Raw genomic sequence first — 14,387 nt, 5'->3', positions numbered from 1 at the left:
CTAAAACCCCCACCGGACCGGGATCACAGGATATGGGAGGAACGCCATGGGAAGCTGGGAAGAACACGGGCTACCGGAACGGCTGGACGGGCTGAGTTTTGTCGATGTCGGCTGCTGGGAAGGAGACATCTGTGCAGAGGCCGTTGCGAGAGGCGCAGCAAGCGTGCTCGGCATCGATTATTGCACCTCGCCCGACCTCATCAGAACGATGGAAAGCGCGCAGTTCACATTCCTACAACTCGATCTTTTGTCGGAGAAGGCACTTCAGCTTCCCGAATTCGACGTCGTGCACTGCGCAGGGGTACTCTATCACGTCGAGAACCCCCTCTCCTTCCTCTTCCGCCTTCGCAAGCTGTGCAAACTGGGCGGGACCATTCACATCGAAACCACCTTGGCGGTCGGACCCTCGCTTCAGCCCTTGATGGTCTTTCACCCCGGAAGCTCGCTCGACGACAACCCGTCCAACTGGTGGAGCCCCAACGAAGCCTGTCTGCGGGAAATGCTGGGAGTGGTGGGCTTCGTGGATGTCGAGGTGACCCATCGGATCGCTCCGGCCGCCGCCGACGATTACGTGTTTGGACGAATCTCCATTCGCGGACGGGCCGGCAACGGCGCGGCGGACATCTCGACCAAGATGCTGCCGCGGCGCCCCTCCTATATGCCGCATTCGGTTGGACTGGGAAACCGCCGGGGAGTTGCCCGCTGACGCAGCGGCTTCCGGAAGGAGACCAGTGTGAACCGAGGCGGATCAGTCGCTTCGGTTCACACCGGGCTGGAATGCATTGCTTGGCGCCTGCGCCTGGGTGCCATCATACCAGCGGCTTTTGATCCTGACCTGTCAGTATCAAAAGCTTCGGCGGCACGGGCCGCCGCCGCGCCAGTCGGCGCGGATACCAGCGGTCATCTTCAATGACCGCTGGTATTACGCCTTCAAAAAGTCCCGCAGCGCGTCAGTCACCGCGTGCATTTCCTGCTCGGTGCCGATGGTGACGCGCAGGCAGCTCGGCAGGCCGTAGGAGGGCATCTGGCGGACCAGGATGCCACGGGCCTTCAGGAACTGGCGGGCGGCCTCGGCGTCGTCCTTGCCGGCGGGCTGGCCCTTGAAATCGACCAGCACGAAGTTGGTCACGCTGGGATGAACCGTCAGGCCAAGCTCGCGCACAGCGGCGGAGAACCACTCGCGCCACTGCTCATTGTGGCGGCGGGAGCGGTCGAGGAACTCGGCATCCTCCACCGCGGCGATGCCGGCGACATGGGCGGCATTCGACACGTTGAAGGGGCCGCGCACCCGGTTCAGCACGTCGACGATCCCGGCCGGGCCATAGCACCAGCCGATGCGCAGCGAGCCCAGCGCGAAGATCTTCGAGAAGGTGCGGGTCATCACCACGTTGGGGAACTTCTCCACCAGCTCTTCGCCGGCGGTGTAGTCGTCCTTGTTCATGTATTCGGCATAGGCCGCGTCGATGACCAGGATGACGTCCGGCGGCAGGCCGGCATGCAGCCGCGCCACCTCCGACGCCGGCAGGTAAGTGCCGGTCGGGTTGTTCGGGTTGGCGAGGAAGACCAGACGGGTGCGCGGGGTGACGCGGGCCAGCAGGTTGTCGACGCTGGCGGTCAGCCCGTCCTCCGGCGCCGTCACCGGGGTGGCGCCGACCGACTTGGCGCCGATCGGGTACATCAGGAAGCCGTACTGCGAATACAGCACCTCGTCGCCCGGCCCGGCATAGGAGCGGATCAGCAGGCTGATGATCTCGTCCGATCCGGCGCCGCAGACGATGCGGTCGGCGTCCAGGTTGAAGCGCTTGGCGATGGCACCGCGCAGAGCCGCCGAGGCGCCGTCCGGGTAGCGGTGCAGGGTGGAGGCTGCCGCCGAATAGGCCTCCATCGCCTTCGGGCTCGGCCCCAGCGCCCCTTCGTTGGAGGCGAGGCGGATATGACCCTGATGCTCGCCGCCGACATAGGCGGCGATGTCGAGAATCCCCGGACGCGGCTGCGGGCCGTTCGGCTGGGTCATGGTCTGCTTACCTTCCGACAGATTGGATTGGCGTTATTGGAACGTTTGGAACGGTTTGGAACAGTCCTGGCGCCGGTGTTCGGTTTCAGGACATGCCGATGCAGCATAAGGCAGGAGCCGGCCCACCGGCTCGCCCCAATCGCGCACATCAGCCCAGAGCGAGCGGCACGGCATAGCCGCCGACGACGTTGACCCGCACCGGGATGTCGCCCGACCGTTCCAGCAGCATGGCAAGCCGGGGGTCGGCCTGGCCGACGAAGTCGGCGACCTCGACCAGATGGACGGACGGCCCGCCGCCGCTCATCCCGATGGCGTGGCCGGCCGGATGCCAGGTGCAGAAGCTGACCGGCGGCAGGCCGCAGGCCTCCAGCATGTCCTTCAGGCGGCCGCGGCTGAGGTCGCCGCCGATCTCGATGCTCAGCAGCGTGCGGTCGTCGCCGGTCGGCTCGTGCGGGACTGCGGCGATGGCAAGCGCGTCGCGATTCTCGCCGCGGGCGTTGCCGCGCCCGCCGAAGGGCAGCCGTGCCACCACCTGCGGCCGGCCGGCGTCGGCCGACACCAGGAAACGCCACCAGGGATCCGAATCGTCGTCGGCCGGATAGGGCACCACGGCGACGGTGGCCGTCCCCTCAGACACCGCACGCAAGGCGGCGGCCGGGGTGTTGACGGCGGTCATCGGCACGAATCCGCCGAAATGGTCGCGCGCCACGTCCCAAAAGCCGCGGCGGTCCTCCGGCGCATAGACGGCGACGGCGAAGGGGCCCTGCATGCGGGTGAAGGCGGTGATCATCTCCCGCCAGATGCGCACCACGACCTGGGCGGGGAAGGTACCGGCATGGCGGGCAATCAGGCGCCGCAGGATCGTCGCCTCCCGTGCCGGGCGCAGAATGATCGGCTGCGTGCCATTTTCCGCCGCGCCATTGCCCTTCGCGGCCCCGATGCGTTCCACCACGGCGGCGCGGCGCATCAGCAGGTCATGGATCGCGTCGTCGATCTGGTCGATCTCGCGGCGCAAATCGTCGAGCGGGGTCCGGGCGGGGGCCATGGGTCAAGAAACCATCGAATGCAAAGCCGGTTAGTAGTAGTCCGCATGCGCCGCGAAATCAAAGAAAACATTGACACTCTTGAGCCCGGCTTCGTAGCTATACCCTCCCGTTCCGCCAAAGCTCACCGACGGTTTCCGCCAAGGCGCCGGAAGGCTTGCAAGAGGCCGGATTTCCGAAGGCAAGACCCGCTCTTAAGGCACGAAACGACATGTCCGCGCCCCCCACCGCGCAGCAGCCCCCCCTGGTCACCCCCGAGGTCGCCGACAGCCCGCTCATGCCGGGCAAGCGCGTGCGCCTGGCGGTCGACCGGCCGATGCGGCTGGACAGCGGGGTGGAGATCGGCGGCTTCCAGATCGCCTACCAGACCTACGGCACGCTGAACGCCGACAAATCCAACGCGATCTTCATCTGCCACGCCCTGACCGGCGACCATTTCGTGGTGGAGAAGCATCCCGTCACCGGCAAGCCCGGCTGGTGGGAAATGCTGGTCGGCCCCGGCAAGCCGGTGGACACCGACCGCTATTTCGTCATCTGTTCCAACGTCCTGGGCGGCTGCCTGGGCAGCACCGGGCCGAAGGACATCGATCCCGCCACCGGCCAGCCCTATGGCCTGTCCTTCCCGGTGGTGACCATCGGCGACATGGTGCGGGCGCAGAAGCTGCTGGTCGAGCATCTGGGCATCGAGAAGCTGTTCTGCGTCATCGGCGGCTCGATGGGCGGCATGCAGGTGCTGCAATGGGCGGTGGCCTATCCCGAATCGGTGTTCGCCGCGGTGCCCATCGCGACCGCCGCCCGCCATTCGGCGCAGAACATCGCCTTCCACGAGGTCGGGCGCCAGGCGATCATGGCCGACCCGAACTGGCGCGGCGGCAACTACCTGCTGGAAGGCACCAAGCCGGAGGCCGGACTGGCCGTCGCCCGCATGGCCGCCCACATCACCTATCTGTCCGAAGCGGCGCTGCACCGCAAGTTCGGCCGCAACCTGCAGGACCGCAAGGCGGTCACCTACGGCTTCGACGCCGATTTCCAGGTGGAAAGCTACCTGCGCTACCAGGGTGCGGCCTTCGTCGAGCGGTTCGACGCCAACTCCTACCTCTACATCACGCGGGCGATGGATTACTTCGACCTCGCCGCCGATGCGGGGGGCACGCTGGCCAACGCCTTCCGGCCGGGGGGCAGGACGACGCCGGTGCGCTTCTGCCTTGCCAGCTTCTCCAGCGACTGGCTGTTCCCGACCTCGGAATCGCGGGCCATTGTGCATGCGCTGAACGCCGTCGCCGCCAATGTCAGCTTCGTGGAGATCGAGACGGACAAGGGCCACGACGCCTTCCTGCTGGACGAGCCGGAGTTCCATCAGGTCATCCACGGCTTCCTGGAGGGCTGCGCCGAGCATCGCGGCCTGTCCGCCCGCCGCCGCGCGCGCTGATTGGGGCAGAACGACCGACCATGGTGGACATTCGCGACGACCTGAAGCTGATCGCCGAGATGGTGGAGCCGAACAGCCGCGTGCTGGACGTCGGCTGCGGCGACGGCGCCCTGCTGGATTATCTGTCCCACGCCAAGAACGTCGACGGGCGCGGCATCGAACTGAGCATGGACGGCGTGCGGCAATGCGTGGCGCATGGCCTGTCGGTGATCCAGGGCGATGCCGAGACCGACCTGAAGGACTATCCCGCCGACGCCTTCGACTACGTCATCCTGGGCCAGACGCTGCAGGCGATGCGGCAGCCGCGCGACGTGCTGCAGATGATGTGCCGCATCGGCCGCCGCGCCATCGTGTCGGTCCCCAATTTCGGCTATTGGCGGGTGCGGCTGCAGCTTCTGCTGACCGGACGCATGCCGGTGACGGAAAAGCTGGGCTACCAATGGTGGGAAACGCCCAACATCCATTTCTGCACGCTGCGCGATTTCGTCGTGCTGACGGAGGAAATGGGCATCACCATCGAACAGACCCGCATCCTCGACCATGCCGGCCGGGTCACCAGCCAAGCCCATTCCGGTTTCGCCAACCTGTTGGGCGAGCAGGGTGTCTTCCTGCTGAAGCGCAGCGGCGGGTGAGTTTTTCGGCATGCGGGCGGGAACCTTCCGTCCGCCTGCCTGTTCTTGATACGTTCCTTTTTGATGAGGTACGGATCATGACCGCCAAGCACACGGCCGACCGGGACGACCAGTCCCACCACGAGAATCCCAAAACCGGCGCCGACACCTCCAACCGGGACAAGAACCCCGACGACTGGACCACTGGCGACGAACCGATGACCGGCGCCCAGGCCTCCTACCTGAAGACGCTGAGCGAGGAGGCCGGAGAGTCCTTCGACGATGGCCTGACCAAGGCGGAAGCGTCCAAACGGATCGACGCGCTTCAGAACAAGACCGGGCGCGGGAAGTAATACCGGATTTACGCCTCTCGCGCCGCAGAAGAGTCCCCTCTCTCCCCCGGGGAGAGGGTTAGGGTGGGGGGGACGGGCGGCGAGGATCTTCAAGGATTGCGTACCCCCCGATTTCCACCAGATCCACGCAATGCATCCCCCTCACCCCGACCCTCTCCCCGGGGGGGAGAGGGGGATATGCGCCCAGCCGGCAACCCGCGGGCATGTTGGGCTGTTAACCAGGGCGATACCGAATCCGAACGGAAGGGTCGCCCCATGCTCCGCCCGATCTTGCTTCTATCCGCCGCAGCGCTGCTGATGACCGGCACCGCCCTGGCCCAGACCGCGCCGGCACCCGGCGCCACGACCGGCACAGCGGCTCCCGACACCATGGCGCAGGGAACCGCCCCGCCGCTGATGACCGCGCCCCGGCCGGACGACCAGCCGGCCACTGGCCAGGTCACCTCCCCGCCGGGCGTCAGCGGCGAGGCCCCCTCGCAGGAAATGCAGAATCCTGCGCCGCCGGTTGCAGCTTCGCCTGCCGGTTCGCCGCCGGTGGCCGCCCTGCCCTCCGCCGCCCTCAACCCCGATCAGGCACGGTCGATGGTGGGGACGGAGCTGCGCACGCGCGACGGCCAGCCGGGCGGCCGCATCCTCGACTTCACCCTGAGCCAGCCGGGCGACCGGATCGACCGCATCGTCGTGGCTCCGAACGATGTTCTGGGGCTGGGCGACAAGCTGGTCGCGGTGCCGGCCGGCTCCCTGACCAACGGTCCGGACGGGCCGGTCCTGGACATGGAGCAGGCCGACATCGGCAAGGCGCCGACCTTCGCGTATGGAAGCGAGCCGACGGTGACCCGCCCCGACAACCAGTAAAGCCGGATGGTCGATAAGACGCGTCGGGCAGCAGCGTCTCAGGCGGCCGGGCGGCGGCGGAAGAGGCCGGTCAGGCAGGCCACCGCGCAGAGCCCGGCGCCCAGCCACAGCACCGTAACGCTGCCGTCCGCCTTGCCCACCGCACTGAAGACCAGCCCGACCGTCGCGGCACCCAACGTCTGGCCCAACAGCCGGCCGGTCGCCTGGATGCCGCTGGCGCCGCCGCTGCGCTCCTTCGGCGCGCTGGTGACCAGCACCTTGTTGTTCGGGGTCTGGAACAGGCCGAAACCGAAGCCGGCCAGCGCCATGCGCCACACAACGTCCAGCGTCGCCGGATCGGGCGGCAGCAGCGCCATCAGCGCCAAGCCGGTGGCGAACAGCGCCAAGCCCGCTGCGGCAAGCCGCGTCGGCTCGTAGCGGTCGGCCAGCCGGCCGGAAATTGGTGCCACCAGCGCCACCATCAGCGGCCAGGGCGTCATCAGCAGCCCGGATTCGGCCAGCGACCGGTGCAGCACGTCCTCGAAAAAGAAGGGCATCGCCACGAAGACGATGTTCTGCGAGGCGAAGGCGCAGACCGACGTCACCACGGTCAGGGCGAAGACCGGCCGGCGCAGCAGGTCCACCGGCAGCAGCGGTGCGGACTGCGACAGCTCCCGGCGCACCAGCGTCACGCCCAGAACCAGCGCGCCGGCCAGCTCCGCCGCGACCAGCCAGCCGGGCTGGCTGCCGTCCACCCCCTTGAAGCCGATGATCAGCAGGCCGAGCATGCCGGCGTTCAGCAGGGCGCTCACCCAGTCGAACCGGTGGCCGGCGGGGGTGGAGACCGGCATCGCCCGCGCCGCCACCGCCAGCGCCGCCAGCCCCAGCGGCACATTGACGGCGAACAGCCAGGGCCAGGAGGCGACCGACAGGATCAGCGCCGCCAAACTCGGCCCCGCGGCGGAGGATACGGCGACGATCATCGCGTTGTAGCCGACCCCGCGCCCGAGATGGGTGGACGGGTAAATGTGACGGACCAGCGCCAGATTGACGCTCATGATCCCGGCGCCGCCAATTCCCTGCAGGACGCGTGCGGCGGTCAGCACCGGCAGGCTGGGCGACAGCGCGCAGGCCAGCGAGGCAACGGTGAAGACGGCAAGTCCGCCCCAGTAGACCTTGCGGTAGCCGATGATATCGCCCAGCGACGCCAGCGGGAACAGCGAGACGGTGACCGCCAGCTGATAGGCGTTGACCACCCAGATCGCGCCGGCGGCGTCCACCCCGAACTCGCGCTGGATCGTCGGCAGGGCGATGTTTGCGACCACCCCGTCCAGAACCGCCATGATCAGCGCGACGGTCATCGCCGCCATCGCCCAGTAGCGTTGTGGCACCGGCAACCCATCGGCGACGGCCGGCGGCTTCAGGACTGCGGACGGGGCGGCGGAGACGGTCGGCATGGGGGGACTGGACATGCCAGTCAGCATAGAGGCCGACCGCCGTTGCGCGGTCGCAGCAATTTCGCATGAAAGCAATGCGGAAGCCGAGCGCTCCGGTCGGTCTCTCCGCCTCCGGCCCGGAACCCCTCTCCCGCCCTCCTGTTGGAATGGGACGCGAGCCAACCTTAAGGAGCGCCACCATGACCAAGCACATCCCGCCCGTCCCGCCCGAGGGCCGCAGCGACAAGGGTCCCGGCGAGCCGGCGACCAGCGCCTCGCCCGATGACGGCGCCAGCAACCGCGGCGCCCCCAACACCAAGGAACAGGGCCAGCCCGGCAACACCCGGCAGAACACCACCCACCAGGGCTACCAGCAGGATCGGTGAGGCATGACCAAGCGCAATGAGGCGACCGACCGCCACCATGGCGGTCCCGGCAGCAGCCAGCAGAACGCCGACAAGCCGGCGGCGACGCAGGAAAAGCACCCGCATCCGGGTGAACCCACCAACGGCCGCCAGTCCGGCAGCTCCAGCGGCGGCGGCGAACGCGACAGCCACCACACGCATGATCCGAAGACGAAGCGGTAGGGTGTGTGAACCCTTTCCGGCTCCCCCTCTCTCAACAGGCATTCCCCCTCTCCCCCCTGGGGAGAGGGTCGGGGTGAGGGGGATGCATAGGGTGGATTTGGGGAAGAATGGAGCGTGACATGAATATCCATGAGCCACGCAACGCATCCCCCTCACCCTAACCCTCTCCCCGGGTGGGAGAGGGGATGGTCGGGGGGTTAGAATTCATCACGACGACAAGTCCTTCAGAATCGGGCATTCCGGCCGTTCGTCGCCGTGGCAGGCGTCGGCAAGCTCATGCAGCGTATCGCGCATCGCCTGCAGCTCGGCGATCTTCGCCTCCAACTCGTCAATGTGCTGGAGCGCGATCCGCTTGACCTCCGAACTGCAGCGAGTGCGGTCCTGCCAGAGCCCGACCAGCTTCTGGATGCGCTCGATTCCGAAACCCAGCGTCCGCGCCCGCTTGACGAAGCGCAGCACATTCACGTCCGTGCCGCTGTAGACACGGTAGCCCGACGCCGTCCGCCCGGCCTCCGGGATCAGCCCGATGGACTCGTAATAGCGGATCAGCTTGGCGTTGACGCCGGAGGCCTTGGCGGCGTCGCCGATCGTCATGCCGTCCTTCATCGCACATCCTCCTGCTTCGGCGGTGCCCAGCCGCGCAGGGTCAGGGCGTTCACCACCACACTGACCGAACTAAGCGCCATCGCCGCCCCCGCCAGCACCGGGCTGAGGTTGCCCGACGCCGCCAGCGGGATGCCGATCACGTTGTAGGCGAAGGCCCAGAACAGGCCCTGCCGGATCTTCGAATAGGTCCGCCGCGAGACGTCGATCGCTCCCGCCACCAGCCGCGGATCGCCGCGCATCAGGGTGACGCCGGCGCTGTGCATCGCTACGTCGGTGCCGGTCGCCATGGCGATGCCGACATCGGCCGCTGCCAGGGCGGGCGCATCGTTGATGCCATCGCCGACCATGCCGACGCTCCTGCCCTCCCCCTTCAGCGTCGCGACCACGGCGGCCTTGTCGCCGGGCAGCACCTCGGCGAACACGCGCTCGATGCCGAGCACCGCGGCGACGGAGCGGGCGGCGCCCCAGCCATCGCCGGTCACCATCACCGGTTCCACCCCCTGCGCCTTCAGCGCCGCGACGGCGGTGACCGCACTCTCCTTCACCGTATCACCGAAGGCGACGAGGCCGAGCAGGCGCGGCGCATCGCCGACCTCCATCACCCCCTCGATCAGCCAGGACAGGGTGCGGCCGCTTGCCGCCAGCGCCTCCGCCCGGGCGGCGAGAGCGCCCGGCTGCAGGCCGGCCTCCTCCACCGCGCGGGCATTGCCGAGCTGCAGGCGCCGTCCCGCCACCATGCCGGCGACGCCGCGGCCGGGCAGCGCGCGGAAGTCGGTCACCGGCTCCGCCGCCATGCCCGCTGCCGCGGCCCGCTCCCGCAGCGCGTGGGCGAGCGGATGCTCGCTGCCGGCCTGGAGCGCGGCGGCGAGGCGCAGCAGGGTCGCGCCGTCCACACCATCGGCCGGGATCAGGTCGGTGACCTGCGGCTTGCCCTCCGTCAGGGTGCCGGTCTTGTCGAAGGCGATGGCGGTCAGGGCATGGGCGCGCTCCAGCGCCTCGGCGTCCTTGATCAGGATGCCATGACGGGCGGCGACGCCGGTGCCGACCATGATCGCGGTCGGCGTCGCCAGACCCAGCGCGCAGGGGCAGGCGATGACCAGCACCGACACCGCGGTGACGATGGCCGCCTCCAGGTCGCCGCCGACGATCCACCAGCCGGCGAGCGTCAACGCCGCCACCACCAGCACCGCCGGAACGAACACCGCGCTGACCCGGTCGACCAGCCGCTGGATCGGCGCCTTCGATGCCTGGGCGCCCTCGACCATGCGGACGATCTGCGCCAGCATGGTTTCGGTGCCGACCGCCGTGGTCTCCACCACCAGCAGCCCGTCACCGTTGATCGAACCGCCGGTGACGCGGGCACCCGGCTCCTTGTCGACCGGCAGGCTCTCGCCGGTCAGCATCGATTCGTCGACGCCGCCGCTGCCCTCGACCACCCGGCCGTCGACCGGCACCCGCTCGCCGGGGCGGACCACCACATGGTCGCCGACGCGCACGCGCTCCACCGGCACTTCGGTCTCCACGCCGTCGCGGCGCAGCCGGGCAGTGGCCGGGCGCAAATCCATCAGGGCGCGGATCGCCGCCGCGGTCTGCCCCTTCGCCCGCGCTTCCAGCCATTTGCCGAGCAACACGAAGGCGATGAGGACGGAGGAGGCTTCGAAATAGAGATGCGGCTCGTGCCCGACCCCATGACCTGTGGGCGCCGTCAGCATCAGGTAGAGGCTGAGCCCCCAGGCCGCGGAGGTGCCGAGCGCCACCAGCAGATCCATGTTGCCGGCGCCCGCCTGCACCGCATTCCAGCCGGCACGGTAGAAGCGCGCGCCCAGCCAGAACTGCACGATGCTGGCGAGGATCAACTGCACCCAGCCCGGCAGCATCCAGTCCGCCCCGAACAGGTCGCCGACCATGCCGGCCAGCAGGGGCAGCGACAGGGCGGCGGCGATCAGCACATGGCGCAGGTCGCGCCGGCCACGGTCGGTCCGCGCCTCCTCCTCCGCAGTGCCGCCGTCCTCGACGACCGGAGCGGCGCCGAAGCCGACCTTCTCCACCGCAGCAACCAGATCGGCGCCGTCGAGGCTGCCGGCGAAGGCGACGACATGGGCGCGCTCGGTCGCGAGGTTGACCGCGGCGGACTCGACGCCCGGCAGCCGGCCCAGCGCCTTCTCCACCCGGCCGGCGCAGGAGGCGCAGGTCATGCCGGTGACCGACAGGTCGAACTCCCGCCGCTCCGCCTGGAAGCCGGCGGCCTCGACCGCCTCGGCCGCGGCCTTGGCGTCGGGCGGGCCGGCGAAGGTCAGCCGCGCCCGCTCCGTCGCCAGATTGACCGAGACGGCGGTGACGCCCGGCACGCGGCCCAGCGCCTTCTCCACCCGGCGGACGCAGGACGCGCAGGTCATGCCCGACACGCCGAGGTCGAGGTCGGTCGGGGGTGCGGCGGTGGTCGCCGCGCCGCTGCTGTGCTGGGTCGTGGTCATGCCGGTTCTCCTTCGATTCCGCTCGGCATGGAGTGATATGGGGCTTCCAACGATTGGAAGGTCAAGGGGCTGTTCGACGCAGTGTCGCCGTTTCATGAACAAAAGGCCGGACGGGGCGTTCGTGTCCTGACCGCAAGTCACCCGATACCAGCGAGAAGGGACCAGCCCCTTGACCCGCCTGACCGTTGCCGAGGCGCAGAGCCGCGTTTCCCGCATGCTGACCCATGACGTGGTCGAGGATCTGCGCGCCGTGGAGTACGAGACGCCACCGCTGGCCGACGCCCCGTCCGCCACGCCGCTGGCCGAGCTGCGGCGAGCGGAGGTCACCTTCAGCCACGCCCCCGGCTCGCCCGATTGCCTGTACCGCATCGGCGCCTTCGGCGATTCGCTGCTGATGCGGCTTCAACTGAATGTCTGGCGCTTCGTTGCGATCTACCAGGTGCCGGTGAAGGACCCGATCGACAGCAACACCATCGCCCCGCATTTCGAACGCTGGGCCATCGGCGCCGGCCATGCCGGCTGGACCATCGGCTGGCGCGACGGCGTCGATCCCTGGAAACAGGATGTCCGGGTGGTGGAGACCTACTGCTACGCCATGCTGCCCGAGGATTTCCTGGACGAACCGCTGACCCAGCTCTACTGGCGGACCGACCTGCTGCAGATGACCCGCGCTTTCATGCTGGAGGCGCGGCGGATGGGCATCCGGCTGTCGGCGCCCGACACGGTGTAGCACAGGTTTCGCTTGGCGCCGCGGGGGTGGCTGTGCTCAATCGCTAGGCATTTCACTCCCCCGTCCGAGCCCCGCCATGCCGCCGATCCCGATTCCGATGCCGACCGACCTCTCCACACTGCTGACGGTGATGGATTTCGTCGGCGTGTTCGTCTTCGGGCTCAGCGGCGGCACGCTGGCGGTGCGCAAGCGGTTGGACCTGTTCGGGGTGATGGTGCTGTCGCTGGCCGCCGCTCTCGCCGGCGGCGTCGTGCGCGACCTGCTGATCGGCGCGCTGCCGCCCGCCAGCCTGCAGGACGACCGCTATCTGATGGTCGCGCTTGCCGCAGGGCTGACCGCCTTCCTGTTCCACAAGCCGATCAACCGGCTGGGCAAGCCCGTGATGGTGCTGGATGCCGCCGGGCTCGGGCTGTTCACCGTCGCCGGCTGCGGCAAGGCGCTGGCCTTTGGGCTCAGCCCGCTGCCGGCCGCCCTGCTGGGCGTGATGACCGCCTGCGGCGGCGGGGCGGCGCGCGACCTGCTGGTGGCCGAGGTGCCGCGGGTCCTGCGCGAGGAGATCTACGCCATGGCCTCGCTGCTGGGAGCCGCGGTGATGATCGCCGGCCAGCGGCTGGACCTGCCGCCGGTGCCGGTCGCGGTGGTGGGGGCGCTCGCTGTGTTCGTGCTGCGCGTGGTGAGCGTGCTGCGCAACTGGAGCGCACCGCGGGCACCGGGGAGCTGAAAGCGCTCTCCCTATAATCACCCTCTCTCCCCCGGGGAGAGGGAGGGGACCCGCCGCGAAGCGGTGGGGAGGGTGAGGGGGATGCGCGGCAGGATGTTTGTTGAAACCCGGCCGCGCTTCCCCCTCACCCTAACCCTCTCCCCGGGGGGGAGAGGGGATAGTCAGGCGATGTCGGCTCACGCCCGCTTGCCCCACCCCGGCATCGGGAAGACCGGGTCGGCTTCGGCCGAGGCCTTCGGCAGGACGACGGTCGGGCGCAGCTTGTGGTTCTGGATGCAGGCGGAAACCAGGCTGGTGTTCTGGCCCTTCTCGTCGAAGGTGATCGCCGGGCCGACCATCAGCTTGTCCGACAGGTTGGTCTGGCGCAGCGCCGTCAGCAGGGCCGAGGATTCGGCGGTGCCGGCGCGCTTGAAGGCGTCGGCGGCGACCAGGATCGCCTCGAAGGTGAAGGCGACGTTGAAGGCGTAGCCCTCGAACCGGTCATTGGGGAACTGCTTCTTGAAGGCCGCCTCGACGCGCTTGGTCATCGCCGCCTTGGGGTCGTACCAGGGCAGGTTGGTGATGGCGTAGTCGGCGTATTTGCCCAGCACCTTGTAAAACTGCTCGTCGTACAGGCCGGGCGAACCGGGGGAGACGATGCCCTTCGGCTCCCACCGCTGCTTCACCATCTCGCGCACCATCATGATGGCGTCGTTGGCGCGGGTGGTGACGATGGCGAGTTCCGCCCCGGTGCCCTTGGCCTTCGCCACCTCCACCGCCAGATCCTGCGCCTTGGGGTCGTAGGCGATCGATTCCAGGATCTGGAAGGGCATGTCCAGCTTGGGGAACAGCGCGTCGATGGCCGCCTTGTTCGCCATGCCGAAAGTGTCGTTGGCGTGCAGGAACACCGCGGTCTTCGGCGTGGTGCCGGTCGCGGCGAACAAATCCTTCATCAGCGACATCCCGTTCGACACCAGCATGGTGGAGGTCGGGAAATTGCGGAAGACGGTCTTGTAGCCCTGCTCCGTCAGCTTGTCTGCGGCGGCGATGTTCATCACCAGCGGCACGCCGCGCTGCTCGCACACCTGGGCGGCGGCGGCGGTCTGGCCGCTGTCGAAGGCGCCGACGATCACATGGGCGCCGTCGTTGATCAGCTTTTCCGTGCGCGAGCGGGCAACGTCGGCATTCGATTCGGTATCCGCCGACATCACCTCCACCTTGTAGCCGAGGTCGGAGAGCACCGCCGGCGCGATGTCCGCGCCACGCTGGCAGGCCTGGCCCGCCTGGGCCAGCAGGCCGGAGCGCGGCAGCAGGACGCCGACCTTCAGCGTCTTGTCCTGGGCGAAGACCGGGGCGCGGCCGAAGCCGGCGAGCACGCCGCCGGCGATAGCCGCCTGGCCGAGCGTGCGGCGGGAAAGGGCGAATCCTCCGGTGGAACGGTTCTTATGATCGTTGGTCATGGTGCGGCGGGGGCCTTTTGGCTGGACGCGATGCGACTTTGGTAGACCGAAGATTCCACCGGCACGCCCCCCCGTGTCAAAGTAGAATCGTCGAAGGCCTTCCATGCGCA

15 protein-coding genes are annotated in these 14,387 nt (G+C 68.6%); 9 read left to right on the top strand and 6 right to left on the bottom strand.

The window, feature by feature from the left end; genetic code table 11:
• Positions 1-46 precede the first annotated feature (46 nt).
• Entirely contained in the window at positions 47-706 is a 660-nt protein-coding gene (locus ACWPKK_RS14695; RefSeq protein ID WP_452005337.1) for a class I SAM-dependent methyltransferase, read from the top strand.
• 216 nt (positions 707-922) lie between these two features.
• Here the strand turns inward: ACWPKK_RS14695 and hisC are convergent, their stop codons facing one another.
• Positions 923-2,014 carry a histidinol-phosphate transaminase gene (gene hisC, locus ACWPKK_RS14690; protein ID WP_452005334.1) on the bottom strand — a complete coding sequence of 364 codons (1,092 nt, stop codon included), beginning with the start codon at positions 2,012-2,014 and terminating at the stop codon, positions 923-925.
• 148 nt (positions 2,015-2,162) lie between these two features.
• Positions 2,163-3,059, bottom strand: a complete 897-nt coding sequence (locus ACWPKK_RS14685; protein WP_324866421.1) for a chorismate mutase — start codon at positions 3,057-3,059, stop codon at positions 2,163-2,165.
• Between the two features lie 209 nt (positions 3,060-3,268).
• Between ACWPKK_RS14685 and metX the strand changes: the two genes are divergently transcribed.
• The 4 genes from metX (at position 3,269) to ACWPKK_RS14665 (ending at position 6,305) form a co-directional block, all read left to right on the top strand.
• On the top strand, positions 3,269-4,486 hold the full coding sequence (gene metX / locus ACWPKK_RS14680) for a homoserine O-acetyltransferase MetX (protein WP_452005330.1): 1,218 nt from the start codon (positions 3,269-3,271) through the stop codon (positions 4,484-4,486).
• A 20-nt stretch (positions 4,487-4,506) separates the two neighbouring features.
• Positions 4,507-5,118 (top strand): methionine biosynthesis protein MetW, encoded by a 612-nt coding sequence (gene metW / locus ACWPKK_RS14675; protein WP_452005327.1) that lies wholly within the window; start codon positions 4,507-4,509, stop codon positions 5,116-5,118.
• 77 nt (positions 5,119-5,195) lie between these two features.
• Positions 5,196-5,450: a DUF3072 domain-containing protein gene (locus ACWPKK_RS14670; RefSeq protein ID WP_452005324.1), complete on the top strand. Its 255-nt coding sequence runs from the start codon at positions 5,196-5,198 to the stop codon at positions 5,448-5,450.
• A gap of 255 nt (positions 5,451-5,705) precedes the next feature.
• Positions 5,706-6,305, top strand: coding sequence for a PRC-barrel domain-containing protein (locus ACWPKK_RS14665; protein ID WP_452005322.1), 600 nt, complete (start codon positions 5,706-5,708; stop codon positions 6,303-6,305).
• A gap of 38 nt (positions 6,306-6,343) precedes the next feature.
• On the opposite strand, the gene ACWPKK_RS14660 is transcribed toward ACWPKK_RS14665, so the two are convergent.
• Positions 6,344-7,756: an MFS transporter gene (locus tag ACWPKK_RS14660; protein ID WP_452005319.1), complete on the bottom strand. Its 1,413-nt coding sequence runs from the start codon at positions 7,754-7,756 to the stop codon at positions 6,344-6,346.
• Between the two features lie 164 nt (positions 7,757-7,920).
• On the opposite strand from ACWPKK_RS14660, the gene ACWPKK_RS14655 reads away from it, so the two are divergent.
• Together ACWPKK_RS14655 and ACWPKK_RS14650 are read left to right on the top strand one after the other, a co-directional pair.
• The gene (locus ACWPKK_RS14655) at positions 7,921-8,106 is read left to right on the top strand and encodes a hypothetical protein (RefSeq protein ID WP_149224594.1); all 186 of its coding nucleotides are present in this window, start codon (positions 7,921-7,923) and stop codon (positions 8,104-8,106) included.
• A 3-nt stretch (positions 8,107-8,109) separates the two neighbouring features.
• Positions 8,110-8,307, top strand: a complete 198-nt coding sequence (locus ACWPKK_RS14650; protein WP_452005314.1) for a hypothetical protein — start codon at positions 8,110-8,112, stop codon at positions 8,305-8,307.
• 207 nt (positions 8,308-8,514) lie between these two features.
• On the opposite strand, the gene cueR is transcribed toward ACWPKK_RS14650, so the two are convergent.
• On the bottom strand, positions 8,515-8,901 hold the full coding sequence (gene cueR, locus ACWPKK_RS14645) for a Cu(I)-responsive transcriptional regulator (RefSeq protein ID WP_044551783.1): 387 nt from the start codon (positions 8,899-8,901) through the stop codon (positions 8,515-8,517).
• An 8-nt stretch (positions 8,902-8,909) separates the two neighbouring features.
• Entirely contained in the window at positions 8,910-11,387 is a 2,478-nt protein-coding gene (locus ACWPKK_RS14640; RefSeq protein WP_452005312.1) for a heavy metal translocating P-type ATPase, read from the bottom strand.
• 169 nt (positions 11,388-11,556) lie between these two features.
• On the opposite strand from ACWPKK_RS14640, the gene ACWPKK_RS14635 reads away from it, so the two are divergent.
• Positions 11,557-12,117, top strand: a complete 561-nt coding sequence (locus ACWPKK_RS14635; protein WP_452005309.1) for a hypothetical protein — start codon at positions 11,557-11,559, stop codon at positions 12,115-12,117.
• Positions 12,118-12,193: 76 nt separating this feature from the next.
• Complete coding sequence (locus ACWPKK_RS14630) at positions 12,194-12,838, top strand: trimeric intracellular cation channel family protein (RefSeq protein ID WP_324866445.1); 645 nt, start codon at positions 12,194-12,196, stop codon at positions 12,836-12,838.
• 176 nt (positions 12,839-13,014) lie between these two features.
• Here ACWPKK_RS14630 and ACWPKK_RS14625 read toward each other — a convergent pair whose 3' ends face one another.
• Positions 13,015-14,277, bottom strand: a complete 1,263-nt coding sequence (locus ACWPKK_RS14625) for an ABC transporter substrate-binding protein (RefSeq protein WP_452005305.1) — start codon at positions 14,275-14,277, stop codon at positions 13,015-13,017.
• Positions 14,278-14,387 lie beyond the last annotated feature (110 nt).

The organism is Azospirillum largimobile, from assembly GCF_977007025.2.
Note: the sequence above shows the minus strand (reverse complement) of the source record. Positions and strands in the feature narration are given on the sequence as shown.

Bases quoted from the DNA above. Each gene is read 5' to 3' on its own strand.
- metX (WP_452005330.1), top strand. From the start codon at position 3,269: ATGTCCGCGCCCCCCACCGCGCAGCAGCCCCCCCTGGTCACCCCCGAG.
- ACWPKK_RS14655 (WP_149224594.1), top strand. From the start codon at position 7,921: ATGACCAAGCACATCCCGCCCGTCCCGCCCGAGGGCCGCAGCGACAAG.
- cueR (WP_044551783.1), bottom strand. From the start codon at position 8,901: ATGACGATCGGCGACGCCGCCAAGGCCTCCGGCGTCAACGCCAAGCTG.
- ACWPKK_RS14640 (WP_452005312.1), bottom strand. From the start codon at position 11,387: ATGACCACGACCCAGCACAGCAGCGGCGCGGCGACCACCGCCGCACCC.
- ACWPKK_RS14650 (WP_452005314.1), top strand. From the start codon at position 8,110: ATGACCAAGCGCAATGAGGCGACCGACCGCCACCATGGCGGTCCCGGC.
- ACWPKK_RS14630 (WP_324866445.1), top strand. From the start codon at position 12,194: ATGCCGCCGATCCCGATTCCGATGCCGACCGACCTCTCCACACTGCTG.
- ACWPKK_RS14665 (WP_452005322.1), top strand. From the start codon at position 5,706: ATGCTCCGCCCGATCTTGCTTCTATCCGCCGCAGCGCTGCTGATGACC.
- ACWPKK_RS14660 (WP_452005319.1), bottom strand. From the start codon at position 7,756: ATGTCCAGTCCCCCCATGCCGACCGTCTCCGCCGCCCCGTCCGCAGTC.
- ACWPKK_RS14685 (WP_324866421.1), bottom strand. From the start codon at position 3,059: ATGGCCCCCGCCCGGACCCCGCTCGACGATTTGCGCCGCGAGATCGAC.
- ACWPKK_RS14695 (WP_452005337.1), top strand. From the start codon at position 47: ATGGGAAGCTGGGAAGAACACGGGCTACCGGAACGGCTGGACGGGCTG.
- hisC (WP_452005334.1), bottom strand. From the start codon at position 2,014: ATGACCCAGCCGAACGGCCCGCAGCCGCGTCCGGGGATTCTCGACATC.
- metW (WP_452005327.1), top strand. From the start codon at position 4,507: ATGGTGGACATTCGCGACGACCTGAAGCTGATCGCCGAGATGGTGGAG.
- ACWPKK_RS14625 (WP_452005305.1), bottom strand. From the start codon at position 14,277: ATGACCAACGATCATAAGAACCGTTCCACCGGAGGATTCGCCCTTTCC.
- ACWPKK_RS14670 (WP_452005324.1), top strand. From the start codon at position 5,196: ATGACCGCCAAGCACACGGCCGACCGGGACGACCAGTCCCACCACGAG.